23 protein-coding genes are annotated in these 23473 nt (G+C 73.1%); 14 read left to right on the top strand and 9 right to left on the bottom strand.

What is annotated here, in order from left to right:
• Window positions 1-23 precede the first annotated feature (23 nt).
• Genes VFO26_RS15145 through glgX form a run of 4 tightly spaced genes read left to right on the top strand, consistent with a single transcriptional unit; the run spans window position 24 to window position 4675 of the window.
• The gene (locus VFO26_RS15145) at window positions 24-983 is read left to right on the top strand and encodes an ATP-binding cassette domain-containing protein (protein WP_325115892.1); all 960 of its coding nucleotides are present in this window, start codon (window positions 24-26) and stop codon (window positions 981-983) included.
• The gene (locus VFO26_RS15140) at window positions 980-1756 is read left to right on the top strand and encodes an ABC transporter permease (RefSeq protein WP_325115891.1); all 777 of its coding nucleotides are present in this window, start codon (window positions 980-982) and stop codon (window positions 1754-1756) included. Before VFO26_RS15145 ends, VFO26_RS15140 begins: the two co-directional genes overlap by 4 nt.
• Window positions 1753-2520, top strand: coding sequence for an ABC transporter permease (locus VFO26_RS15135; protein ID WP_325115890.1), 768 nt, complete (start codon window positions 1753-1755; stop codon window positions 2518-2520). The genes VFO26_RS15140 and VFO26_RS15135 overlap by 4 nt, the downstream gene beginning before the upstream one ends.
• A gap of 40 nt (window positions 2521-2560) precedes the next feature.
• Window positions 2561-4675 carry a glycogen debranching protein GlgX gene (gene glgX, locus VFO26_RS15130; RefSeq protein WP_325115889.1) on the top strand — a complete coding sequence of 705 codons (2115 nt, stop codon included), beginning with the start codon at window positions 2561-2563 and terminating at the stop codon, window positions 4673-4675.
• Window positions 4676-4706: 31 nt separating this feature from the next.
• Here the strand turns inward: glgX and VFO26_RS15125 are convergent, their stop codons facing one another.
• On the bottom strand, window positions 4707-7379 hold the full coding sequence (locus VFO26_RS15125) for a diguanylate cyclase (protein ID WP_325115888.1): 2673 nt from the start codon (window positions 7377-7379) through the stop codon (window positions 4707-4709).
• A gap of 87 nt (window positions 7380-7466) precedes the next feature.
• Here VFO26_RS15125 and VFO26_RS15120 point away from each other — a divergent pair, with 87 nt between their 5' ends.
• From VFO26_RS15120 to VFO26_RS15110, 3 genes are all read left to right on the top strand, one after another.
• Window positions 7467-7925, top strand: a complete 459-nt coding sequence (locus VFO26_RS15120; RefSeq protein ID WP_325115887.1) for a universal stress protein — start codon at window positions 7467-7469, stop codon at window positions 7923-7925.
• Window positions 7926-8067: 142 nt separating this feature from the next.
• Entirely contained in the window at window positions 8068-9084 is a 1017-nt protein-coding gene (locus VFO26_RS15115; RefSeq protein WP_325115886.1) for a L,D-transpeptidase family protein, read from the top strand.
• On the top strand, window positions 9081-9899 hold the full coding sequence (locus VFO26_RS15110; protein WP_325115885.1) for a transporter substrate-binding domain-containing protein: 819 nt from the start codon (window positions 9081-9083) through the stop codon (window positions 9897-9899). Before VFO26_RS15115 ends, VFO26_RS15110 begins: the two co-directional genes overlap by 4 nt.
• A 5-nt stretch (window positions 9900-9904) precedes the next feature.
• Here the strand turns inward: VFO26_RS15110 and VFO26_RS15105 are convergent, their stop codons facing one another.
• On the bottom strand, window positions 9905-10096 hold the full coding sequence (locus VFO26_RS15105; protein ID WP_325115883.1) for a hypothetical protein: 192 nt from the start codon (window positions 10094-10096) through the stop codon (window positions 9905-9907).
• Window positions 10097-10220: 124 nt separating this feature from the next.
• Between VFO26_RS15105 and VFO26_RS15100 the strand changes: the two genes are divergently transcribed.
• On the top strand, window positions 10221-10823 hold the full coding sequence (locus VFO26_RS15100; RefSeq protein ID WP_325115882.1) for a hypothetical protein: 603 nt from the start codon (window positions 10221-10223) through the stop codon (window positions 10821-10823).
• A gap of 60 nt (window positions 10824-10883) precedes the next feature.
• On the opposite strand, the gene VFO26_RS15095 is transcribed toward VFO26_RS15100, so the two are convergent.
• Window positions 10884-13082, bottom strand: coding sequence for a hypothetical protein (locus VFO26_RS15095; protein WP_325115881.1), 2199 nt, complete (start codon window positions 13080-13082; stop codon window positions 10884-10886).
• 81 nt (window positions 13083-13163) lie between these two features.
• Here VFO26_RS15095 and VFO26_RS15090 point away from each other — a divergent pair, with 81 nt between their 5' ends.
• From VFO26_RS15090 to VFO26_RS15075, 4 genes are read left to right on the top strand one after another with little or no spacing between them, the layout of a single operon-like run.
• Window positions 13164-13715: a PadR family transcriptional regulator gene (locus VFO26_RS15090; protein ID WP_325115880.1), complete on the top strand. Its 552-nt coding sequence runs from the start codon at window positions 13164-13166 to the stop codon at window positions 13713-13715.
• A complete protein-coding gene (locus VFO26_RS15085) occupies window positions 13712-14938 on the top strand; it encodes a hypothetical protein (protein ID WP_325115878.1) in 1227 nt (408 codons plus the stop codon). The genes VFO26_RS15090 and VFO26_RS15085 overlap by 4 nt, the downstream gene beginning before the upstream one ends.
• A gap of 22 nt (window positions 14939-14960) precedes the next feature.
• A complete protein-coding gene (locus VFO26_RS15080) occupies window positions 14961-15857 on the top strand; it encodes an aldo/keto reductase (protein ID WP_325115877.1) in 897 nt (298 codons plus the stop codon).
• Window positions 15854-16558: a hypothetical protein gene (locus VFO26_RS15075; protein ID WP_325115876.1), complete on the top strand. Its 705-nt coding sequence runs from the start codon at window positions 15854-15856 to the stop codon at window positions 16556-16558. The genes VFO26_RS15080 and VFO26_RS15075 overlap by 4 nt, the downstream gene beginning before the upstream one ends.
• Before the next feature lie 2 nt (window positions 16559-16560).
• On the opposite strand, the gene VFO26_RS15070 is transcribed toward VFO26_RS15075, so the two are convergent.
• The 6 genes from VFO26_RS15070 to hypF all read right to left on the bottom strand — a co-directional run bounded on the left by VFO26_RS15070 (window position 16561) and on the right by hypF (window position 21724).
• Window positions 16561-16824: a hypothetical protein gene (locus VFO26_RS15070; protein WP_325115875.1), complete on the bottom strand. Its 264-nt coding sequence runs from the start codon at window positions 16822-16824 to the stop codon at window positions 16561-16563.
• 96 nt (window positions 16825-16920) lie between these two features.
• Complete coding sequence (gene hypE, locus VFO26_RS15065) at window positions 16921-17964, bottom strand: hydrogenase expression/formation protein HypE (RefSeq protein WP_325115874.1); 1044 nt, start codon at window positions 17962-17964, stop codon at window positions 16921-16923.
• Window positions 17957-19084 carry a hydrogenase formation protein HypD gene (hypD, locus tag VFO26_RS15060; RefSeq protein WP_325115873.1) on the bottom strand — a complete coding sequence of 376 codons (1128 nt, stop codon included), beginning with the start codon at window positions 19082-19084 and terminating at the stop codon, window positions 17957-17959. The genes hypE and hypD overlap by 8 nt, the downstream gene beginning before the upstream one ends.
• Entirely contained in the window at window positions 19081-19287 is a 207-nt protein-coding gene (locus tag VFO26_RS15055; RefSeq protein ID WP_325115872.1) for a HypC/HybG/HupF family hydrogenase formation chaperone, read from the bottom strand. Before VFO26_RS15055 ends, hypD begins: the two co-directional genes overlap by 4 nt.
• Entirely contained in the window at window positions 19284-19559 is a 276-nt protein-coding gene (locus VFO26_RS15050) for a HypC/HybG/HupF family hydrogenase formation chaperone (RefSeq protein WP_325115871.1), read from the bottom strand. Before VFO26_RS15050 ends, VFO26_RS15055 begins: the two co-directional genes overlap by 4 nt.
• On the bottom strand, window positions 19550-21724 hold the full coding sequence (hypF, locus tag VFO26_RS15045) for a carbamoyltransferase HypF (protein ID WP_325115870.1): 2175 nt from the start codon (window positions 21722-21724) through the stop codon (window positions 19550-19552). Before hypF ends, VFO26_RS15050 begins: the two co-directional genes overlap by 10 nt.
• Window positions 21725-21859: 135 nt before the next feature.
• On the opposite strand from hypF, the gene VFO26_RS15040 reads away from it, so the two are divergent.
• Complete coding sequence (locus VFO26_RS15040; protein WP_414653106.1) at window positions 21860-23020, top strand: 4Fe-4S dicluster domain-containing protein; 1161 nt, start codon at window positions 21860-21862, stop codon at window positions 23018-23020.
• Entirely contained in the window at window positions 23004-23468 is a 465-nt protein-coding gene (locus VFO26_RS15035; RefSeq protein ID WP_325115868.1) for a cyclic nucleotide-binding domain-containing protein, read from the top strand. The genes VFO26_RS15040 and VFO26_RS15035 overlap by 17 nt, the downstream gene beginning before the upstream one ends.
• The last annotated feature ends 5 nt before the right edge of the window (window positions 23469-23473 follow it).

Here is a 23473-nt window from a genome sequence, read left to right as displayed (position 1 = left end):
CCGCGCTCATCTAGCGTCCCACCGTGAGCCGGGACAACAGCATCGTCGCCGAGGGGCTCGTACGGGAGTTCCGGAAAGGGCCGCGCGCGGTGGACGGCATCGACCTGCGCGTCGAGCCCGGCGAGATCTACGGCTTCCTCGGCCCGAACGGCGCGGGAAAGTCGACCACGGTGCACATGCTGACGACCCTCCTGCCGCCGACCGCCGGCACCGCGCGGGTCGCCGGGTTCGACGTCGTGCGCGAGGGGCCGAAGGTGCGGGCCTCGATCGGCGCCGCGCTGCAGGAGGCGGCCCTGGACGCGCTCCTCACGGGGCGCGACCACCTGCGGCTGCAGACGATGCTCCAGGGCCTGCGGCGCGAGGAACGGGCGCCGCGCACGGCCGAGCTGCTCGAGCGCGTCGGTCTCACCGAGGCGGCGGACCGCAAGGTCGGTGGCTACTCGGGCGGGATGAAGCGCCGCCTGGACCTCGCGCTCGCGCTCGTCCACCGGCCGCGCGTGCTGTTCCTCGACGAGCCGACCACGGGGCTCGACCCGCAGAGCCGCACGGCGCTCTGGGACGAGGTCGCGCGGCTCTCGCGCGACGACGGCGTCACGGTGTTCCTCACGACCCAGTACCTCGAGGAGGCGGACGTGCTCGCCGATCGGGTCGGGATCATCGACCACGGCAGGATCGTTGCGGAGGGCACGCCGACCGCCCTCAAGGCCGAGATCGGCCGCCCCAGCGTGCACGCGATCCCGTACGACGACGGCGACCGGCCCCGGATCGAGGCGCTGCTGCGCCGGTTCGGGGAGCCTCTGAGCGACGGCGAGCTCGCGGTCCGGCTGCGCGAGGGGATCGGCCTCGCCGATGTCGTGCGGGGCGTGGACGCGGAGGGAGTCGTCCTCGACGACATCGAGCTGCGCGCCCCGACGCTGGACGACGTGTTCCTAGCGAAGACAGGGCGTACGCTCGAGGGGGCGGCAGAGGCGGACGGCGGATGAGCGTCCTCGCCGTCCAGGTCGGCGCCATCGCGGGTCGCTCGGTCCGCCGCACGCTGAGGCAGCCGGCGATGGCGATCCCGCCGCTCGTCTTTCCGGTCATGCTGATGCTCGTCAACGCCGCGGGTCTCGAGCCTTCGACCGCGCTGCCGGGCTTCCCGACGGACTCGTTCCTCGCCTTCGCGCTTGCCGTGCCGTTCATCCAGGGCGCGTTGTTCGCGACGATGAACGCCGGGACCGATCTCGCCCGCGACATCCAGACGGGCTTCCTGAACCGCCTCTCGCTGACGTCGCTCCGCGGCTCGTCCCTGCTCGCCGGCCAGCTCTCGGGGATCGTCGTCCTCGGGCTGATCCAGTCGGCGGTCTACATCGTGGTCGGGCTGGTCCTGGGCGTCGACTTCGCCTCCGGCCCCGCCGGCATCGTCGTGCTGCTCGTGTTCTCGTTGATCGTCTCGCTGGGATTCGGCGCGCTCGGCTCCTTCCTCGCGTTGCGCACGGGCACGGGGGAGGCCGTGCAGGGGATGTTCCCGCTGCTGTTCGTGTTCCTCTTCATCTCGTCGATGAACACCCCGCGCGACCTGATCGCCGTCGACTGGTTCCGCTGGCTCGCCTCGGTGAACCCGGTCTCGTATCTGATCGAGTGCGTCCGCAGCCTGATCATCACGGGCTGGGACGCCCAGGCCCTCGCGCTCGGGTTCGGCATCGCGATCGTGATCGCGGTCGTCTCGCTCGCGCTCGCGTCGTGGGCGCTGACCGAGAGGATGACCCGCACGTGACGGTCTGGCCGGTCGCGAGGGGCGTCGCGTGGCGCACATTGCACAACGTCCTCACCACCCCCTCGCTCCTCCTCCCGGGGCTGCTCTTCCCGCTCTTCTTCTTCACGGCGTTCGCCGGCGGGCTCTCGCAGGTCTCCGAGGTGCCCGGATTCGACTTCGCGGGCGACTACACCGCCTTCCAGTTCGTGTTCGTCCTGCTCCAGTCCGCAGCCTTCGGCGGCGTGTTCACCGGGTTCGGGATCGCGCGGGACTTCGAGGGCGGCTTCGGCAAGCGGCTGCTGCTCGCCTCGCCGAACCGGATCGGCATCCTCGTCGGCTACGCGCTTGCCGCGCTCGTGCGCTGGGGGATCACCGCGACCATGCTCACCGCGATCGCGCTCCTCGTGGGGATGGACGTCGGGGGCGGCCCCGTCGACGTGATCGGCCTCTACACGCTCGCGCTGCTGCTCAACGTCGCGGCGCTGCTCTGGTCGGCGGGGATCGCGTTCCGCTTCCGGACGATTCAGGTCGGCCCGCTGATGCAGATGCCCGTCTTCCTGCTCCTGTTCTTCGCCCCGGTGTACGTGCCCGTCGACCTCCTGTCCGGGTGGATCGAGACGGCCGCCACGGTCAATCCGGTCACGTACATGCTCGAGGCGGGGCGGAGCCTCATCTCGGGCGCTCCGACCGAGGTCGCCCTCGCCTTCACGCTGGGGCTCGTTCTGATCGCCGTCTTCGCGGTGTGGGGCGTCCGCGGCCTGCGCAGGGCCGAAGCCGCGGGCTAAGCGGGCCGAGGCCCTCCGGGGCGGCCGATACGGTGCCGCGGTGAATCGCACGGCCTGGCCCGGTGTGCCGTTCCCGCTGGGCCCGACCTGGGACGGCAGCGGGACGAACTTCTCGCTGTTCAGCGAGAACGCCGAGGGCGTGGAGCTCTGCCTCTTCGACGAGTCCGACCGGGAGGAGCGGATCGCCATGCGGCAGCGGACGGCGCACACGTGGCACGTCTATCTCCCGGGCGTCGGGCCGGGGCAGCGCTACGGCTACCGCGTCGAAGGACCGTGGAAGCCCGCGGACGGCCACCGATTCAATCCGGCCAAGCTCCTGATCGACCCCTACGCGAAGGCGATCGAGGGACCGATCGCGTTCGACCGTGCGCGCGTCCTCGCCTACGCGCCGGGTGAGGAAGACGTTCGGGACGCGGAAGACTCGGCCCCGGCGATCCCGCGCTGCGTGGTGACGGACGAGACGTTCGACTGGGAGGGCGACGTCCGGATCGAGCGACCGTGGGCCGAGACCGTGATCTACGAGCTCCACGTCAAGGGGTTCACCAGGCTGATGCCCGACGTGCGCGACGACCTGCGCGGTACCTACGCCGGGCTCGCGTCGGATGCCGCGATCGAGTATCTCCGCGATCTCGGCGTCACCGCGGTCGAGCTCCTTCCGGTCCACCACATCGCCGACGAGGATCTCCTCGTCGCGCGAGGGCTCTCCAACTTCTGGGGGTATTCGACCATCGGCTTCCTCGCGCCGCATGCCGGGTACGCCGCGACCGGCACGCGTGGGGAGCAGGTGCGGGAGTTCAAGGGGATGGTGAAGGCACTGCACCGCGCGGGGATCGAGGTGATCCTCGACGTCGTCTACAACCACACCGCCGAGGGGAGCCATCTCGGCCCGACGCTCTCGTTCAAGGGCATCGACAACGCCGCCTACTACCGGCTCCAGCCCGACGACCCGCGCCACTACATGGATTTCACGGGGACCGGCAACTCGCTCAACCCCGTCAACCCGTCGGTGCTCCGCCTGATCATGGACTCGCTGCGCTACTTCGTGACGGAGTGCCACGTGGACGGCTTCCGGTTCGACCTCGCGTCCGCGCTGGCGCGCGAGCTGTACGACGTGGACAAGCTGTCCGCCTTCTTCGACGTGATCCACCAGGACCCCGTCCTCTCCCAGGTGAAGCTGATCGCGGAGCCCTGGGACGTCGGGCCGGGCGGCTACCAGGTCGGGAACTTCCCGATCCTGTGGTCGGAGTGGAACGGGATGTATCGAGACACCATGCGCGACTTCTGGCGCGGGCATACGGCGGTGGCCGAGTTCGCGCGCCGGTTCACCGGGTCGAGCGACCTCTACCAGTCCGACGGCCGTCACCCCTCCGCCTCGATCAACTTCGTCACCTGCCACGACGGCTTCACGCTGCGCGACCTCGTCTCCCACGAGCGCAAGCACAACGAGGCCAACCTCGAGGACAACCGCGACGGCACCGACGACAACCGCTCGTGGAACTGCGGCGTCGAGGGCGAGACGGACGACCCGGAGGTCAACGCCCTGCGGGATCGCCAGACGCGCAACTTCCTGGCGACACTGCTCCTGTCGCAGGGAACGCCGATGGTGCTCGCGGGCGACGAGCTGCGGCGAACCCAGCAGGGGAACAACAACGCCTACTGCCAGGACAACGAGCTCTCGTGGCTCCACTGGGAGCCCGACGAGCGCGCCCGAGGCATCCTCGAGTTCACGAAGCGGCTGCTCCGCCTGCGGGCCGAGCACCCGGTCTTCCGCCGCCCGGAGTTCCTCACGGGCGAGGAGCGGCAGGGCTCGGGCGCGCCGGACGTCTGGTGGTTCCGGCCCGACGGTCGGCGGATGACCCAGGCCGACTGGTCGCGCGGCGACGCGTTCACCCTCGGCGCCTTCCTGAACGGTGCGGAGATCCCCACGCTCACCGCGGACGGCGAGCCGGTGGTGGACGAGTCGTTCATCGTGCTCTTCAACGCGTGGCGGGACCCGGTCACGTTCGTCCTGCCGCCGGCGCGCTTCGGCCGCCGCTGGGCGCACGAGCTCTGCACCGGCGACCCGGAGCTCGGGCCGAACGGGACCACGCACGCGGCCCGCGCCCGGGTCCCGCTCCAGGGGCGTGCGCTCAGGGTGCTGCGGCGCGTCGGGTGAGCGGCGTCGAGCGCCCGGCTCCCGGGCCGGCTCAGAGCTCGGCGGGCGGAGGCTTCTTCAGCACACGCAGGCAGACGTCGACGACACGCGGGTCGAACTGCGTCCCGGCCGCGTCCACGAGCCGCCGGAACGCCTCCTCGACCGGCAGCGCCTCGCGGTAGGGCCGGTCGGTGGTCATCGCGTGGAACGCGTCGCAGGCGAAGATGATCCGCGCCTCGAGCGGTATCCCGTCGCCGCGGAGGCCGTCGGGGTACCCGAGGCCGTCGAAGCGCTCGTGGCAGGCCCGGACGATCGGTCGCACGGCCGCGAGCTGGTCGATCGGGGCCAGGATGCGCTCGCCGAGCTCCGGGTGGCGCTGGATCATCGACCGCTCCTCGGTCGTGAGAGGCCCGGGCTTCATCAGGATCGACGCCGGGATGCCGATCTTGCCGATGTCGTGGAACAGGGCGCCGAGCTCGACGCGCTTGAGGTGCACCGCGTCGAGCCCGAGCGCGCGCCCTACCTCGACCGACATGTCGCAGATCCAGCGGGCATGGGAGGAGGTGTAGGAGTCCTTCGCCTCGAGTGCGTTCGCGAGCGCCTCGACCGTCGAGAGGAAGGTCCGCTCCAGCGTCGCGAAGCTGCCTGCGTTCGTGATCGCGAGCCGCGCCTGGCTCGCGATCCCCGCGAGCAGCTCGAGCTCGCGCGAGCGGATGGCGGTCTCCGTCGCGACCGCGAGCGCCGCCAGCCCCTGGTCGAGCGGGATGAAGGACACGGCGTGGGGAAGGCCCGCCGCGTCGGCGCCGGCGGCCCGCTGGAGCAGGGTCGCCTCCTCGGGTGTCGTCACGAAGGGCGCGCCGCGCGTCGAGAAGCGCGCGACGACGTCGGGGGGCAGGAAGCGGCCCTGGAGCGCCGTGTACCCCGCGTCTCCCACCGCGGCGCGGCAGATGAGCCCGCCGTCGTGCGTCGGCAGCCAGATCGAGCAGCGCCGGGACCCCATGATCCGGGCCGCGCCGCGCACGACCTGGTCGAGCACGCCGTCCAGGTTCGTGACGGCCGACAGCTCTCGCGTGAGCTCGAGCAGCGCCTTGGCGCTCTCGGCCTCCCGCCGTTGAGAGTCGTAGAGGCGAGCGTTGACGAGCGCGACCGAGACGTGGCCGGCCAGCACCTCGAGGAGGCGGAGGTCGTCCGAGTCGAACTGGTCGAGACCGAGCTTCGAGACCACGATCACGCCGACGACCGTCGCGCCGTAGCGAAGCGGGACGGCGAGCAGCGACTCCTCGATCCGTGGTGTCCCCGGGATCCGGACGCCGATCCCGCAGTTCGCCGCGTCGCCGGTGAGGAACGGCTCGCCCGTGAGCGCGACGTGGCCGGTGACGCCCTCGCCCACGCGGGTCTGAAGCACTTCCATCGCCGAGCCGGACGCCGTCAGGTCGCCCCGGAACGCGATCGGGCGCAGGTCCTCGCCGTCGCGGACGAAGACACGGCAGTTGTGGTAGTCGATCAGGAGGCGAAGCTCGTCGGCGATCGTCGCGCCGATCTCCGCGACGTCGTTCAGGCGACTGAGCTTCGTCGAGACGCCGTGGAGCATCTTCAGGTGCGCGATCGAGCGGAACTCGGCCCGGCGCGAGTCGAGGCTCTCCACTGGGCGCTCGCGCCCGTCCTCGTGGAACACGACGATCTGGCCCTTCCCCCGTGCCTTCGCCGTCATCATCGCGACCTCGGCGCACGCGACGAGCTCGCGCGGGTTGGCTGCGTGCTCCGGCCCGGAGGCGATGCCGATCGAGACGCTGATCGGCCCGACCGGGCTGAACTCCGTCAACGCCACCTGCTCCTGGACGCGCTCGGCGAGCCTGAAGGCGTCGGACAGCCCGCTCGCCGGCGCGATGATCGCGAACTCCTCGCCTCCGATCCGGGAGACGACGTCGCCGGAGCGGACCGACGAGAGCAGGATCGTCGCGACCTCGGAGAGCACGTGGTCGCCGGTCGCGTGGCTGTAGACGTCGTTCACGCGCTTGAAGTCGTCGAGGTCGAGCATCACGAGCGAGACGGAGGACTGGTCGGTGGACGCGTCGACGAGCTCCTGACGGAGCCGCTCGTGGAAGGCGCGGTGGTTCCAGAGGCCGGTCAGCGGGTCGGTCTGGGCCTGGCGCTCGAGCGACGCCCGGATGTGGGCGTTGTCGACCGCGAGCGCGGCGGCGTCCCCGAAGCGGACGGCGAGCAGGAACTCGTCCTCGGTGAACTCCTGGAACCCGGAGCGGTAGATGTTGAGCGTTCCCTTGAGGCGTCCGCGCGCGACGAGAGGGACGACGACGAGCGACTCGGGATCGGGCGGCGTGTCGGCCACGAAGCGGACACGCGGGTCGAGCTCGGCGCGGTTCGCGAGGACGGGCTCGCGGTGCTCGACCGCCCAGCCGGTGATCCCCTCGCCGTACGAGAACGGCTCGTCGGCGAGCACCTTCTCGGAGTCCCGGCCCGAGGCGTACACGGCCTTCAGCCGGCGCTTGGCCTCGTCGGCCTCGTAGAACGTGATGTCGTCGTAGGGGATCAGCTCCCCCACGGTGTGCGCGATGCGGTTCAGGAGGTCGTCGAGCGACTGCTCGGAGAGGAGCTCGTGGAAGACGTCCGCGAGCTTGCGGTACGACTCGACCAGCGGGTCGTTCGCGTCGCCCGCGTCGGGACGGGGCGGTCGGTCCGCGGCAGGGATGTTCGAAGGAGGGTTCACGGGCCTCAGACGGAGCATCGGCGGCAACGACGCCCAGCTTGAGCAACGAGTTCTCGTGGCACGCCTCGAATCGGCATGATCTGGGCGATGCCGGGCAGGATCGTCGTCGGGATCGACGGGAGCGAGCACGCCGCCGCGGCGCTGCGCTGGGCAGTCGAGGAGGCTGCGCTGCGGGGCGCGACCGTGGAGGCGGTGCACGCCTGGAGCTACGTCCCCGTGACGACTCCCGCCGACTCCGGGCTCGTGCCGATGGCGTGGACCGAGAGCGCGGACGTTCTCGAGGCGACGCAGCATGCCGCCGAGCGGATCGCCTCGGAGCAGGTCCGCGACGTGCTCGGCGACGACCACGGCGTGACGGTGTCGCTCGTCCAGGGCGATGCCACCGATGCGCTCATCACGGCGGCCGAGGGCGCGGACCTGCTCGTGGTCGGCAACCGCGGGCGAGGCGCCCTGGCGGAGGCGCTGCTCGGGTCGACGTCGGGACGGATCGCAGACCATGCCCCCTGCCCGGTCGTGATCGTCCGCGCGCACCCGGCCGGGCCGTAGCCACCCGTCCCTCCACGTCTGCGGCACGCTCGAGTCTTATCGCCGCGAGCGCTGTCAAGCGTCGCGCGCGGCCTGCCGATGGACCTGCCGTGTCGGCGGCATGGGCGCAGGATTCGCGACCGTGGGGCGGAACTCACCGCGCGTGAGACGCGCTTCGGTCCTGCTCGTCGCCCTCATGGCGCTCTCACTCGCGGCGCCCGCAACGGGTGCGGGCGCGATCCGGGGCGAGGTGTGGTTCCTGCAGCGTGCGCAGCCGGCTCCCGTCGCCCGCGTCGCACCCGGGGTCCCCGGGCTCGTGCGCTCGCTCCTGGCCGGGCCCACGAAGCGCGAGCGCGCGAGCGGACTGCGGACAGCGATCCCCACCGGGACGGCGATCCGCGACCTGCGGATCTCGCGTCGCGTCGTGACGGTCGACCTCGCCGCCCGGTTCACCGCGGGCCGCAACGAGGGCTCGCTCAGCGCGCGAGTGGGGCAGCTCGTCCGCACGCTGCGGGCCGTGCCGGGCGTGCTCGGCGTGAGGATCCGGATCGAGGGCGGCGTCCCGATCGGCCTGTTCCCGGGCTACGACCTCCGCCGCACCGTCCGCGAGCCCGTGCCCGAGCAGCGGGCGCCCGACCTTCGCGGGACGCAGCAGCTCCTGGCCGACCTCGGCTTCATGGCGCCGACGGGGGTCACGGGGCAGCCCGGCGAGGAGACCTCGATCGCAGTACTCGCCTTCCAGAAGTGGTCCGGGCTCCCGCGCACCGGCGCGCTGGATGCGGGCGTGACCGCCGCGCTCCTCCGCGCGATGCGTCCCACCCCGGCCGTCCGGAGGCCCGGCCGGCGGGTGGAGATCCTGCTCGGCCGGCAGGTCGCCCTCCAGATCGTCGGCAACCGCGTCGAGCGCGTGTTCCACATCTCGACCGGCGCCGGTGGGGCAACTCCGAGCGGCTCGTTCCGGGTCTTCCGCAAGGAGCGCATGTCCTGGTCGGTGCCGTTCTCGACCTGGATGCCCTGGGCGAGCTACTTCGTCGGCGGGATCGCCTTCCATGCCTACCCGTCGGTGCCGGCTTACCCGGCCTCGCACGGGTGCATCCGGATGATGGCCCGCGACGCTCCGCTGCTCTACGCCTTCGCCGCCCACGGGACTCCGGTCGACGTGGTCTGGGGGACCGCGTGAGCTCCCTCCGCCGCACGGTGGCCGCCGCCCTCGCCCTCGGGGTGCTCGCCCTGCCCGGCGTCGGCGCAGCAGCCGACCCGTCGGCACCGCCGGCCCGGCCTCCCGCTCAGTCGCTGGTCGTTGCGCTCGGGCTCACGAACGCGTCGCTCCAGGCGGGCGTCGTGCGGGGGAAGGACGTGATCCTCGCCCGCGGGTTCGAGGTGGAGCTCGCGCGCACGCTCGCCCGACGACTCGGCGGCAGGGTCGGAGCATTCGTCCACGCGTCACCGGGCAGGCTGTCCGTGGCCGGCGCTCCCGGGTGGCACCTCGCGCTCGCCGGGATCGAGCCGGCGGGCGTTCCCGTGGCCGCCGGGCACACCACCGTCCCGTACGTGACGACCGACATCGCGGTCGTGACACGGCGCGGCCTCGGGCGGCCCGGCCGCCTCGCCGATCTCCGGGGCGCGCTGCTCTGCGCCGTACGCGGCTCCGAGGCCGCCCGGGCCGCGGCGTCGCTACGGACCAGCCGGGCGCCGGTCCTCGTCGCCGGGACGGAGCGACTCCGGTCGTCGCTTCGTACCGGCTTCTGCGACGCGGCGCTCGTCCCGGCCGTCGAGGCGGGACGGTTCGTGGAGCCTCAACGCCGTGTGCTCGGGCCGGTGGTCGGTCGAATCGCGAGGGGCGAGGGCCTGGTCGCGTTGGTTCCGCCCGGCGCAGGCCTGGACGTGAAGGCCGTCGACCGCGAGCTGCGGCGGCTGCGTCGCGACGGCACGCTGGCACGGCTTGCGCGGGAATGGCTCGGCCTGGATCCAGCGGCGCTCCCCGTCCTTCGCTGAATCGACTAGCTCGGCGGCGGCTCTCCGTCGCCCGTGCGTGCCCGGCCGAGCCACAGGATCACGGCGAGCGTGGCGAGCGGCAGGACGACCGCGGCCGCGATCCAGCCCGCAGGGCCGAGGAGCGCCAGCCCCACGATCAGGAGCGGGAGCCCGACGATCAGCCCGGTCACGACTGCGAGCGCGGCGAGGAATGCCACCGAACGAGGGTACGCGCGAGCGCCGGGCGGCGGTTTCCCCGGGCCCGATCGCCGTAGACTGGCCGCGTATGGGGGTCTCGCCGCGCACGACCTGTCTCCGTGCGAAGAGCATCGGTCGCGTCGCATGAACGGCCGGTTGACTGTCACCCCGAACGCGACGCGGCTCATGGCCGGCGGCGCCCTCGCGCTGTTCCTGATCGGGCTCGGGTACGCGGTCTCCCTCGGCCTCGACGACGACCCGTCGGTGCAGCCCGCCGAGCCGCCCGCCACCACGACCGCGACCCCGCGGCCGACGACACCCCGCCCGCAGCCCGTGCGCTTCGTGAAGCTGGCCGCCGCGGGGGCGTTCGACCCGGAGGGCGACGGGCGGGAGCGGGACGAGGAGGCCTCGCTCGCGGTCGACGGACGGCAGGACACGCACTGGCGCACGGAGCGCTACTCGAGGTTCTTCAAGAACGGTGTCGGCCTCGTGCTGGACGCGGGGCGCCGGGTCCGCATCCAGCAGGTGGTCGTCGACACCCCGACGCCCGGGTTCCGCGCGGAGGTGCGCCTCGGCACGTCGCGGCAGGGGCCGTTCACCACCGTCTCACCGGCCCGGATCGTCGCCGCCCGGACGCGGTTCCCGGTCGCACGGCGCCCGGGCCGCTACGTCGTGCTCTGGGTCACCGGGCTGGCGCCGGACAGCGCGGCCGAGGTCGCCGAGGTGCGCGTCCGCGCCCGCGGCTGAGCGCTCTCGACGCATGCGCTGCATGACGTCGCGCTCGCCCAGGGCTGCCCGCCCCTGAGCTCAGGCGGCGTCGCAGGCACGCCCGGTCCGCTCCACCACCACGGGGCCGACGAGGACGCCGACCCGGCGGTGCGGCTCCGGATCCGGGAACAGGGGCGGCCCCGGGACGAGCGCGCTCGTCGACGTCCGGATCGCCACGTCGGCGGGTGATCCGGGGGCGACGCACACGAGGACGGTCTCCTCCGCCGTGCCTGCGGGGGAGATCACGCCGGAGCGGTCGGCGAGCGCCGTCGAGATCCGGTAGCGGGCCTCGGCCTCTTCGGGCGCCCGGAGCCGGATCCGGATGCGGCTCACCGCGGCGGGGGCGCCCAGCGGCGCATGGGCGCGGACCGACGCCGGGATGCCGGGGCGGGTCCAGCCGTCGGTCGAGAGACCGCGGCTCGACCAGACCGCTCGGTAGGGTCGCTCGGCCGCGATGACCCGGAGCCCGGAGCTCGACGCGTGCGCGACCCCGGCGAGGCCGAAGCGCGGGTCGCCCGGCACGACGACGAGGTAGGCGGGCGCGTCCGCCGTGCCCTCGATCAGCCCCGTCGTCCGGTCGATCTCGAGGGTACGGAGGGGGAACGGCGTGTAGGTGAAGTTCCCGTCCGGGGCGCCGTATGCCCGCGTGACCGTGTTGTTCCAGAACTCGACGTCCCACCACTGGATTGCGCTCACCCCCCAGGCCGTCGAGAGCGGGAACGAGACGACTGCGGCCCCCTCGCCGTCCGGCACGACGGTGTCGACCCAGTCGAGGGCCTCTCCGGGCGGCCCCGCGAGCGGCCGGCCGCTGAGGCCGGTGCCGTCCAGGATCCGGTCGACCTCGCTGCGCAGCATGAGCGCTGAGAAGACGAGCACCGCCGCGAACAGGGTCACGGCCAGCGGGAGCCGCGGCGCGACCAGGAGACCGAGCACGAGCACCGCCCCGAGGAGGAGGACGAGCAGCGCGACGAAGGTCCCGGTGCCGAGCGATCCCGACTGGTCGATCAACGTCTCGTTGAGGATGCTCACCGGCGAGTCGACCGAGATCCCCGGGAACGTGGGGAACGCCAGCCCGAGGCTCCCTGCGGCGAGGAGCCCGGTGATCGCCCCTGCCCCGACCGCGGTGGGCCCGCGCCGCCGCTCGGTCAGCGCGGCCGCCGCTCCGACGACCAGCAAGGGGACGACGTAGAAGAGGTATCGGTCGCGAACGATGTCCTTCCCGCCGAAGCGCAGGTCGAACGAGGCGGTCTCGACGGCGAGCGCCGCGAGCAGGAGGAGCGACAGGGTCGCGAAGGCGCGGCGCTCCGGGCGCGAGGGGCACACGACGGAGGCGAGCATCCACCCGCCGCCCAGCACGAGCGGCACGACCCCACACCCGATCCCGACCACCGCGACGTGCTCGACGGCCGACCACCAGGTCCCCCAGGGCAGCACGGACCCCTCCTCCACCGTCGTCTCGTACGCTCCGAACAGCCGGTACCCGGCGAGGAGGAGGGCGACCGCCAGGAGCGCCCCCACCGCGTACAGCGCCCACAGGGTGCGGTGCCGGCCCACGGCGGCGCGCGCACCGGCGGCCAGCCGCTGCCGGGCACCGCCGCCCGTGGCGGAGGGGGACGCGCCGCCGAGCTCGTGGCCGAGGATGGCGAGCGGAAGCACGAGCGCGAGCGCGGAGAACTGCGTCCGTGCCAGGATCGCGACCGCGAGGGCGACCACGGCCACCAGGTCGCGGCGCGGTGACGGCTCCACGATCGTCCGGTGGAAGGCGAGTGCGGCCCAGAGGAAGGCCGGGTACGCGACCGCCTCGCTCATCACGAAGCCCGTGAGCACCATCCAGGGCATCACGACGGTCAGCACCGCGACCGCGTACGACCAGGCTCGCGGAAGGAGCTGCCGCGCGAGGAGATAGCCGGGCAAGGCGGCGCTCGTCATCACCACGGCGTTGAGCACGTGTGCGCCGCGAAAGGCATCGGGCGAGGAGAGCGAGCCGTACAGCGGGGCGAGCAGCAGCGGATAGAGCTGGTTCGCGAGCGAGACCGACGTGTCGTGGAGCGACGGCAACGGCGACCCCGTCTCGGCGACGGCGAGGGCGAGCTTCGCGTACTGCATCTCGTCGGTCATCACCGACCAGTCGCGGATCCGACCGGAGAACCAGACCGCCAGGAACGCGGCAGCCGCGCACCAGAGCAGGAACAGCCCGGCCGCCGCGGCGAACCGAGGCGAGCGCAGCGGGCCCGTCACCGGGCGGAGCCTAGCGAGATCCGGGGATCGGCTTCTTAGTCCGAGGTGGACTATTCCAGGACGGACTGATAGCGTCGCCCCGTGGTCATCACGCGCCCCGCCACCAGAGCGCTCACGACGAGCGAGGCCGCCGTCCTCGCCGAGCTCGCGCTCGGTGGAGAGGGCTCCGGCTACGAGCTGACGAAGCGGGTCGGCCGTGCGATCGGGCACGTCTGGGCGCCGGCCCGCAGCCAGCTCTACGCGCTGCTGCCGCGTCTCGTCCGCGACGGCCACCTGAGCGTGCGCACGGTGCGCCAGCGGACGCGGCCCGACAAGCAGGTCTACCGGCTGACCGGCGACGGGCGGGCGGCGCTCGACGCGTGGCTCGCCGACGAGGCCGGCGGCGAGGCCGCCTTCCACCTACGGCTCTTCGTCGGCTCGTTGCTGCCGCGCGAGGTGGTCTCCGGGCACGTCGAGCGGTTCCGCCGGGAGACGCAGGCCCGCCTCGACGTCTACCGCCGGATCGAGCCCACCAACACCCGCACGGGCGCCGACCGGTTCCACTGGTTCGAGCTGCGCCGCGCGATCGAGCGCGCCGAGCAGGACATCGCCTGGGCCGGCTGGGTGCTCGAGCAGCTCGAGGAGGACGAGTGAGGACGGCGGCGCACGTCGTCGCGTCGCTCGTCGTCCTCCTCGCGGGTGCAGGCGGCTCGCTCGCGGCGGCCCCCGCCGCGGAACGCGAGGTCCTGGAGCTCGCCTCCACGATGGAACGGCTGCACCCCGATCTCTTCGCCTCGACGCCACGTCCGCGCTTTCGCGCCGAGGCGACCGCGCTCGCGCGCCAGGCCTCGACCCTCGACCGTCCGGCGCTCGTCGTCGGCCTGATGCGACTCGTCGCGCTCGCGGGGCCCCGGAACGGGCACACGGCGGTCTATCCGTACGACCGGCACGCCCGGCCGCTCCATGTCTACCCGTTGAGGCTCTACGCCTTCCCGACGGGCCTCCACGTCGTCGCCGCCCCGGGACGGGCGGACCTCGTCGGCGCGCGCCTGACGGCGATCGAGGACGTCCCGATCGAGCGGATCACTGCGGCGGTGCGCCCCCTCGTGCCTCGCGACAACGCATCGACCGTGCTCGACCTGCTGCCGGAGTACGTCGTCACCGAGGAAGTGCTCGCGGGCCTCGGGCTGACCGACGGCGGCACGGCCCGGCTGACGTTCGCAGACGGCCGCTCGGCCGTGCTGGAGCCGGTCTCCGCGTCCTCGTTCGCCTCGATCGGGTCGATCCTCGCACCGCTGAGGAGGCCGGCCGCGACCCAGCCGCTCTGGCTCCGCTTCCCCGAGCGGGACCAGTGGCTCACGCGCCTCGACCGAGGCAGGACGCTGTACCTCGGGTACCACGCGACCACCGCGCAGACCTGGACGGTCTCGCAGCGGCTGCTGCGCGCCGCGCGCCGCCCGGAGGTCCAGCGGGTCGTCGTCGACGTGAGGCTCAACCACGGCGGCGACAACACGACGTACGGCGCCCTCCTCGACGCGATGGACCGGCTGTCGCGAACGCGATCCGTCATGCTCCTGATCGGGCGCGCGACCTTCTCCGCGGCGGGGAACTTCGCCGCCGACGTCGACGCGTTGCCCCGTGTGCGGCTGCTGGGCGAGCCCACCGGTGGCGCACCGAGCCAGTGGGGCGACTCGAGCGCAGTCGAGCTCCCGGCCGCGGGCCTGACCGCGAGGGTGGCCACGACCTACCAGCGCTTCGGCCGTCCCGGCGCGCTCACGACCCGGCCGCACATCGCCGTCCGGCTCACGATCGAGGACTTCCTCGCCGGACGCGACCCGGTGCTCGCGCGGGCGCTCCAGGCGCCGCGGCCCAACTGACCCGTGGCATAGGCTTGCGGGCGTGGAGGTGACGCGCCTCGGCAGCTCCGATCTCGAGGTCTCACGCGTCGGGCTCGGCTGCAACAACTTCGGCCGGCGGCTCGATCGGGGGGCGACGCGCGCCGTGATCGACGCCGCCCTCGAGGTCGGGATCACCTTCCTCGACACGGCGGACACGTACGGCTCGGGCGACAGCGAGCGCTTCATCGGCGCAGCGCTCGGCGACCGCCGCGATCGGGTCGTGCTCGCCTCGAAGTTCGGCCAGAACGCGTCGGTACCGGGCGCGGGCGGCTCTCGTGACCACGTCCGGCGGGCGATCGACGGCTCGCTCGAGCGGCTCGGCCTGGACGTGATCGACCTCTATTACTACCACCGCCCCGACGGCGTGACGCCGCTCGCGGAGACGCTCGGCGCCATGCAGGAGCTCGTCGACGAGGGGAGGGTCCGCTGGCTCGGGCTCTCGAACGTCGGCGCCGACCTGATCCGCGAAGCGGCCGCGAGCGGCGTCACCGTGGTCGCGGTGCAGAACCACTACAGCCTCGCCCACCGCGACGACGACGCCGAGGTGCTGCCGCTCTGCCGCGAGCTGGGAATCGGCTACGTGCCCTACTTCCCGCTCGAGAGCGGGCTGCTCACCGGCAAGTACCGGCGCGGCGAGCCGGCGCCCGAAGGCAGCCGCCTGTCAGGAGAGCGCCTCGACGACGAGGACTTCGACGTCGCCGAGGCGCTGGAAAAGGTCGCGTCCGAGCGAGGGCGCCCCCTGCTCGAGCTCGCGATCGGCGGGCTCGCCTCGATCCCGGGGGTCGCGTCGGTGATCGCCGGTGCGACGAGCCCCCAACAGGTGCGCGCGAATGCCGCCGCGGGCTCGTGGCGGGTCTCGGAGGAGGAGCTAGGGGCCCTCGCGCGCGTCGTCGCGTGAGGGCGCTCCTCGTCCGCGTCGGAGCCGACTGCACCGACGCAGGCGGACGCTGGAACGGCCCCGTCGACTCCACGACCGGAGACTTCGCCTACGTGCCCATCCCGGAGACCGAGCCGCTCCGGAAGGGCCTCGAGACACCGTTCGAGCGCTGGGCGCCCGCGGTCGAGCGGCTCGGAGCCCGGCTGCCGCCCGGCCTGCGCGAGCGGGCGGCGCACGCGGATCCCGACTTCGCGAGCCTGACGTACGGCGACCGCCGTCAGCGGGCTCGCCAGATCCGGGAGAAGCTCGGCCCCGGTGACCTGCTCGTCTTCTACGCCGGGCTGCGGGACGTCCGCGAGCGACGCCTGGTCTACGCGCTGATCGGGCTGCTCACGGTCGACGAGATCGTCGCCGCGCGCGACCTGCCGGCCGCGCAATGGCACGAGAACGCGCATACGCGGCGCAGGGAGATCGGCGCGACGGACGTCGTCGTCCGCGGCCGCGAAGGGCGCTCCGGCCGTTTCGAGCGCTGCCTCCCGTTCGCGGGGTATCGCGCCGGCGCGTACCGCGTGCGCCCCGAGCTCCTGGAGGCCTGGGGCGGCCTCGGCGTGAGAGACGGCTACGTGCAGCGGAGCGCGCGGCTGCCCCAGCTCTCCGCGCCGCGTCGGTTCCTCGGCTGGCTCGACGGGCAGGCGGTCGGCCTGGTCGCCCGCGACAACTGAGCCTACGCGGTCGGCTCGCCTGGCAGGGCACGCTGCGCGAGGCGGTCCCGGAGCGTGCTCGCCAGGGACTGCGACGAGCGTTGCTCGCCCGCCTGCAGGTGGGCCGCCCGCTCGTTCCAGATGTCGGCCTCGAGCCGGTCGATCTCCTCGATCAGCATCAGGATCGCGCGCCCCGCCGCGCGCAGCTCGTCGCGATCGCTGCCGGAGAGACCCTCTCCCCAGCTTCGGAGCATCTCGATGCGCTCCTCGTCGAGCCGCTCGACCACCGCTGGAGCCTATAACCAGGCGCGCCCGAGGTGGACCGGCCGAAGGGCCGGGTAACCCCCCCGCTAGGTCAGGACCTGCAGATCGGCTCCCGTCTCTCAGCAGATCCGTGGCAACGGATCGCCGACGAGCAGGTCGACGATGCGGCTGCCTCCGAGGGACGTGTCGAGCAGCACCATTCCCTCCGGCTCGGGCTCGATCACGCCGATCTCGACGGCATCGGCGCCGAGGGGGTGCGCGCGCAGGATGGCGAGCGCGTCCACGGCGGAGTCCGCCGCGACGACGGCGACGAGCTTGCCCTCGTTGGCCACGTAGAGCGGGTCGATGCCGAGGATCTCGCAGGCGGCGTGGACCGGCGGTCGCACGGGCAGCGCGCTCTCCTCCAGCCGCACGGCGAGCGAGGCTTGCGCGGCCAGCTCGTTGAGTGCCGTCGCCAGGCCCCCGCGCGTCGGGTCGCGCATCCAACGCAACGCCTCCCCCAGGCCGAGCAGGGCCGCAGTCAGCTCGTGGAGCGGCGCCGTGTCGCTCTCGACGTCCCCCTCGAGGTGGAGGTCGCCCCGGGCGATCATCACCGCCATGCCGTGGTCGGCCAGGGTGCCCGAGAGCAGCACCCGGTCGCCCGGTCGGACGCTCCCCGGCACGAGCTGGAGGTCGTGGTCGAGCACCCCCACGCCGGCCGTCGTCACGTAGAGACCGTCGGCCTTCCCACGCTCGACGACCTTCGTGTCGCCTGCGGCCACCGGAACCCCCGCTCGCTCCGCGGCGGCCGCCATCGAGCGCACCACGCTGCGCAGCAGCTCGATCGGAAGCCCTTCCTCCAGCACGAACCCGGCCGTCAGCCACAGCGGACGGGCTCCGGCCACCGCGAGGTCGTTGAGAGTGCCGTTCACGGCGAGCTCGCCGATGTCGCCGCCGGGGAACACGAGTGGACGGACGACGTAGCAGTCCGTCGTCAGCGCCAGCCGGCCGTCCGCGGGCGCGACGACCGCGCTGTCTCCGAGCGGCGCGAGCGCCTCGTTGCCGAGCTCCTCCAGGAAGAGGGCCTCGACGAGGTCGCGGGTCGCTTTCCCGCCGGCGCCGTGCGAGAGGTTGACGAGCTCGTCGCGGAGCACCGGGCGGCGCCGGCGGCCCCCTTCAGGCACCGACGGGAGCTTCCTCGCGCGGCCGGCGCAGGCGGCCGTAGGAGAAGTACGCGGCGCAGGCGCCCTCGCTCGACACCATGCACGTGCCGAGCGGCCGCTCTGGCGTGCACGCCGTGCCGAACACGCCGCACTCCCACGGCTTGATCTGCCCCGTCAGCACCTCGCCGCAACGGCAGGCCTTCGGGTCCTCGATGCGCGCCCCGGGGAGCGCGAACAGCCGCTCGGCATCGAAGGCGGCGAACGGCTCCCGCACCTGCAGGGCGCTCGCCGGGAGCACCCCCAGGCCGCGCCATTCGAAGTCCTCCCGCGGCTCCATCGTCTCCGCGATCGCGGCGACGGCCCGCTCGTTCCCGTCGCGCCGCACCACGCGCGTGTACTGGTTCTCGACCTCGCACCGCCCTTCCACCCGCTGGCGCAGCAGCATCGCGATCGACTGCAGCAGGTCGACGGGCTCGAAGGCGGAGACGACGACGGGCCGGCCGTATTCCTCGGGGATGAAGCGGTAGGCGTCGGTGCCGATCACCGACGACACGTGCCCCGGTCCGACGAACGCGTCGACGCGCAGCCCGGGCGTCTCGAGGATCGCGCGGAGCGGAGGCTCGATCAGGACGTGGTTGCAGAAGACCGAGAAGTTCGGCGTCTCGTCCTGGCCGGCGCGCAGCAGCGTCACCGCGGTCGCCGGGGCGGTCGTCTCGAAGCCGATTGCGAAGAAGCACACGTGGCGATCGGGCTCCTGGGCGGCGAGCGCCAGGGCGTCGAGCGGCGAATAGACCATGCGCACGTCGGCCCCGCGCGCCTTTGCCTCGAGCAGCGAGCCGCGCCCGCCGGGCACCCGCAGCATGTCGCCGAAGGTGGCGAGGGTGACGCCCTCCGTCTCGGCGATCGCGATCGCGTCGTCGACGCGTCCCATCGGGATCACGCAGACGGGGCAGCCGGGCCCGTGCACGAGCTCGAGCTCGTCGGGGAGCAGCTCCTCGAGACCGTGGCGGTAGATGGCGTGCGTGTGGCCGCCGCACACCTCCATCACCCGCACGACCTCGCCCGGGGTGACGAGCGAGCGGATCTCGGCAGAGAGGCTTCGCGCGAGCGCGGGGTCGCGGTACTCGTCGACGTACCTCACGGCGCCTCCTCCAGCCGCTCGAGCGCGATCCCCGCGTGGCAGAGGAGCAGGTCGCCGGGGCGCGCGTCCGGGACGAGGTCGATTGCGACCCGCTCGACCCGAGCGTCGATCGCGATCACGGCCTCGAGGCCCTCGACCGACCGTACGCGCGCCTCGACCGCCTCGTCCGAGCAGGTGAGACAGCGGTCGGGCTCGAGGCTCACGCGACCGTCCCGTGACGGATCTCGTCCAGCTCCTGCTGCAGCTCCACGCCGCGGTGCAGCAGGTCGAGCGTCTCCTGGGCCTGCTCCTCGTCGATCCGGGCCAGCGCGAAGCCGACGTGGACGAGCACCCAGTCGCCCGGCTCGACGGGCGCGGACGGCTCGTCGACGAGGGCCACGCTGACCGAGCGGCGCACCCCCGAGATGTCGACCGTGGCAAGCCCGGCCTGCCGGTCGGGGATCTCGACGATCCGGCCGGGGATGCCTAGGCACATGCGAGCCTCGCGGCGGCCACTGCCGCCTGACCGTAACTGACTCCGCCGTCGTTCGGGGGGACGGCGCGGTGGGAGAGGACACGGAAGCCCTCCCGTTCCAGGAGCATGCGGAGCGAGGCGAGTAGACGTAGGTTCTGCAGGCAGCCGCCGGAGAGGACGACGGTCTCGGCTCCACCCGCCTCCGCGCAGGCCGCGGCGAACGCCGTCGCCACGCCCTCGTGGAACGCCGCCGCGATCTCCGCACGCGGCCGCCCGGCTGCGAGGTCGTCGTGCGCGGCCGCGACCAGCTCGGATCCCCGGATGACGCCGTGCTCGACCGCGCACTCGTAGGCCGCTGCCGGCAGGTCCCCGGCGAGGTGCTCGAGCTCGATCGCCGCCTGCCCCTCGTAGCTGATCCGATCGCGCACGCCGAGGAGTGCCGCGCACGCGTCGAACAGCCGCCCCGCGCCGGAGGAGAGCGGCGCGTTGACGGAAAGGCTCTGGCGGACGAGCTCCCATCGCTCCCAGGGAACCCGGCGACCGGTGAGCTCGAGGTACGCGCTCGCGGTGCGCCAGGGCTCGCGCACGGCGGCCTCGCCGCCCGGCAGCGGCACGGGCTCGAGGTGCGCGACGCGCTCGAAGGCGGTCAGGTCGCAGCGCAGCACCTCGCCGCCCCAGATCCTCCCGTCGGTACCGAAGCCGGTCCCGTCCAGCACCACCGCCAGCGCCGGACCGGGCTCGCCGTGCTCGGCGAGGCACGCGGCTGCGTGCGCGTGGTGGTGCTGCACCTCCACGACCGGAAGCCCCTGCTCCCAGGCCCAGCGCGTCGAGAGGTAGTCCGGATGCAGGTCGCACGCGAGCGCGGCGGGCTCCACGCCGAGCATGTCCAGCCACAGCTCGAGGTCGTCACGGAACGCGGCGTAGGCGTCCTCGCCGGTGAGGTCGCCGAGGTGGGAGGAGAGGAACGCCTCGCGGCCGCGGGCGACGCAGAAGGTGCTCTTCAGCTCGGCACCCGCCGCGACGAGCGGCCGGTCGAGCGGGACGGGCAGCGGCAGCGCCGAAGGCGCGTAGCCTCGCGAGCGCCGCAGGGGGAAGTCGGCGCGCACGACGGAGTCCTCGCAGCGGCGGTGAATCGGGCGGTCGTGCGCGAGGAACAGGTCGGCGACATCACCCAGCCGCTGGCGCGCCCGGTCGTCGTCGAAGGCGATCGGCTCGTCGCTGAGGTTGCCGCTCGTCATCACGAGGGGCCGCGCGACGTCGGCGCAGAGCAGATGGTGGAGGGGCGTGTACGGGAGCATCAGCCCGAGCCAGGGCGTTCCCGGCGCGACCGAGGGAGCGACGGGAGCGTCGGCTCGCCGGCGCACGAGCACGATGGGACGCGCGGGAGAGCCGAGCAGGTCGAGCTCCTCCGTGGTCGGCTCGGCGAGCGCGAGCGGCTCGGCGCTCATCACCGCCAGGGGCTTCTCCTCACGCCCCTTGCGCTCGCGCAGCCGCGCCACGGCGCGTTCGCTCGCAGCGTCGCAGGCGAGGTGATAGCCGCCGAGCCCCTTCACCGCGACGATCGCGCCGTCGCGCAGCGCGGCGACGGCCTCCTCGAGCGGCACCGAGAGGCGCGGACCGCAGACCGGGCAGGCGATCGGCTCGGCGTGAAAGCGTCGATCCGCCGGGTTCTCGTACTCGTCGCGGCAGTCCTCGCAGAGCGGGAAGCCGGCCATCGTCGTGTTCGGCCGGTCGTACGGCACGCACGTGACGATCGTCAGCCGCGGCCCACAGTTCGTGCAGTTGACGAACGGGTAGCGGTAGCGCCGATCTGAGGGGTCGTTGAGCTCGCGCAGGCAGTCGTCGCACGTGGCCACGTCCGGCGGGACGAGCGCCGAGCGCCCATCGGCCCGGCTCGTGACCACGAGGAAGCCGTGCTCGCCGACGCACGCGACCCGCTCGCCCGTGATCGACGCGACCCGCGCCAGGGGTGGAGCCTCGTCGCTGAGGCCCCGCGTGAACGCATCGAGCAAGGCTGCGGGGCCCTCCACCTCGACGACGACGCCCTCGCCGTCGTTCCAGACGCGCCCTCCCAGCCCGTCCCGCGTCGCGAGCCGGTGCACGAACGGGCGGAAGCCGACGCCCTGGACGACGCCGCGGACGCGGATGCGTCGCCGCTCGACCACTTCGGGAAGCGCGCCGGTCACGGATGCAGCGTGCCGCCACCACGCGGCCCGCGCAACGGGGGCACCCCCGTGCACGGCGTGCGGGAATGCCGCATGATCGAGGCGGAGGCTACGGATGCCGCGGCGCCGTCCGGGGGTCATCCTGGCTCCAGACGAATCGTGGCCGAGTTGCGCACCGCCGACGCCGACACCCACGTGATGGGGCCCGACGGGCTCTCGACGCTCGTCGAGACGCTCCGCCGCGAGGGGTACCGGGTCGTCGGCCCGACGGTGCGCGACGGCGCGATCGTGCTGGACGAGATCGAATCCGCCGACGAGCTGCCGCACGGCTGGACGGCGCACAGCGAGGCCGCCACCTACCGGGTCGAGCGGCGCGCCGACGACGCCGTGTTCGGCTGGGCCGTCGGCCCTCACTCCTGGAAGCAGGAGCTGTTCCCGTCGCGCGTGCGCCTGTGGCGCGCCGCGCAGCCGACGGGCGGCCCGCCGGCGATCGACGAGGAGTCGCCCCCCGAGCGCCCGCTTGCGCTGCTCGGCGCCCGCTCGTGCGACCTGCACGCGATCGCGATCCAGGACCGCGTCTTCCTCGAGGGCCGCTACGTCGAGCGCGACTATGCCCTGCGCCGCGAGGGGGCCTTCGTGGTGGCCGTCAACTGCGGGGAGCCCGGCGGTACCTGCTTCTGCACGTCGATGGGGACCGGCCCGCGGGCCGAGAGCGGGTTCGACCTCGCGCTCACCGAGCTCATGGACGGCGGGCACCGGTTCCTCGTCGAGGCCGGTTCGGACCGGGGCCGACTGGTCCTGGCGGCGCTCCCGATCCGTGAGGCCACGAGCGACGACCGCGAAGCGGCGCTCGGCATCACGGATGCCGCGGCCGAGCGGATGGGGCGGCAGCTCGAGACGGCCGGCCTACCGGAGCTGCTGGCGGCCAACCTCGACCACCCGCGCTTCGCGGAGGTGGCCGAGCGCTGTCTCACGTGCGGCAACTGCACGCTCGTCTGCCCCACCTGCTTCTGCAGCTCGGTCGACGACGTCAACGACCTCGCCGACGGATCGAGCGAGCGCTGGCGGAGCTGGGACTCGTGCTTCTCCACCGAGCACTCGTACATCCACGGCGGCAGCGTGCGGCGCTCGCCGCGGGCGCGCTACCGCCAGTGGCTCACGCACAAGTTCGGCACGTGGTTCGACCAGTTCGGCACGTCGGGCTGCGTCGGCTGCGGCCGGTGCATCACCTGGTGCCCGGTCGCGATCGACGTCACCGAGGAGCTGGCCGCGATCCGTGCCACGGACGGGGAGGTGGACCGTGCGCACGCTGGATGAGCTGATCGCCCAGGCCCCCGTGTTCGCCGGCCTGGACGCGGACGCGCTGACCCTGATCGCGGGCTGCGCCAAGAACGTCGGCTTCGAGGAGCAGGAGCTGCTCTTCCGGGACGGCGAGCCGGCCGACACGTTCTACGTCGTCCGACGCGGCCGCGTGGCGCTCGAGCTGCACACGCCCGAGCGCGGAGGGCTCGTGATCGAGACGATCGAGCGCGACGACGTCGTCGGCTGGTCGTGGCTCTTCGAGCCCTACCGCTGGCACTTCGACGCCCGCGCCGCGACGCCGGTGCGCGCGATCGCGATAGACGGCGCGTGCCTGCGCGGCAAGTGCGAGGACGACAAGGAGCTCGGCTACGAGCTGATGAAGCGCTTCGGACACGTGATGATCGACCGCCTGCAGCACGCGAGAGTGCGGCTCCTGGACGTCTATGGCGTCGGCGTCGGCTGAACCCG

Origin of the sequence: Gaiella sp., from assembly GCF_035710885.1 — a bacterium.
Taxonomy (GTDB): domain Bacteria; phylum Actinomycetota; class Thermoleophilia; order Gaiellales; family Gaiellaceae; genus Gaiella.
The sequence above is the reverse complement of the archived record's forward strand: the minus strand, read 5'-3'. Positions and strand labels throughout refer to the sequence as shown.

Excerpts from the sequence above, each read along its gene's own strand:
- VFO26_RS15140 (WP_325115891.1), top strand. The coding sequence starts at position 980 with ATGAGCGTCCTCGCCGTCCAGGTCGGCGCCATCGCGGGTCGCTCGGTC.
- VFO26_RS15120 (WP_325115887.1), top strand. The coding sequence starts at position 7,467 with ATGCCGGGCAGGATCGTCGTCGGGATCGACGGGAGCGAGCACGCCGCC.
- VFO26_RS15100 (WP_325115882.1), top strand. The coding sequence starts at position 10,221 with ATGAACGGCCGGTTGACTGTCACCCCGAACGCGACGCGGCTCATGGCC.
- VFO26_RS15050 (WP_325115871.1), bottom strand. The coding sequence starts at position 19,559 with ATGTGCCTAGGCATCCCCGGCCGGATCGTCGAGATCCCCGACCGGCAG.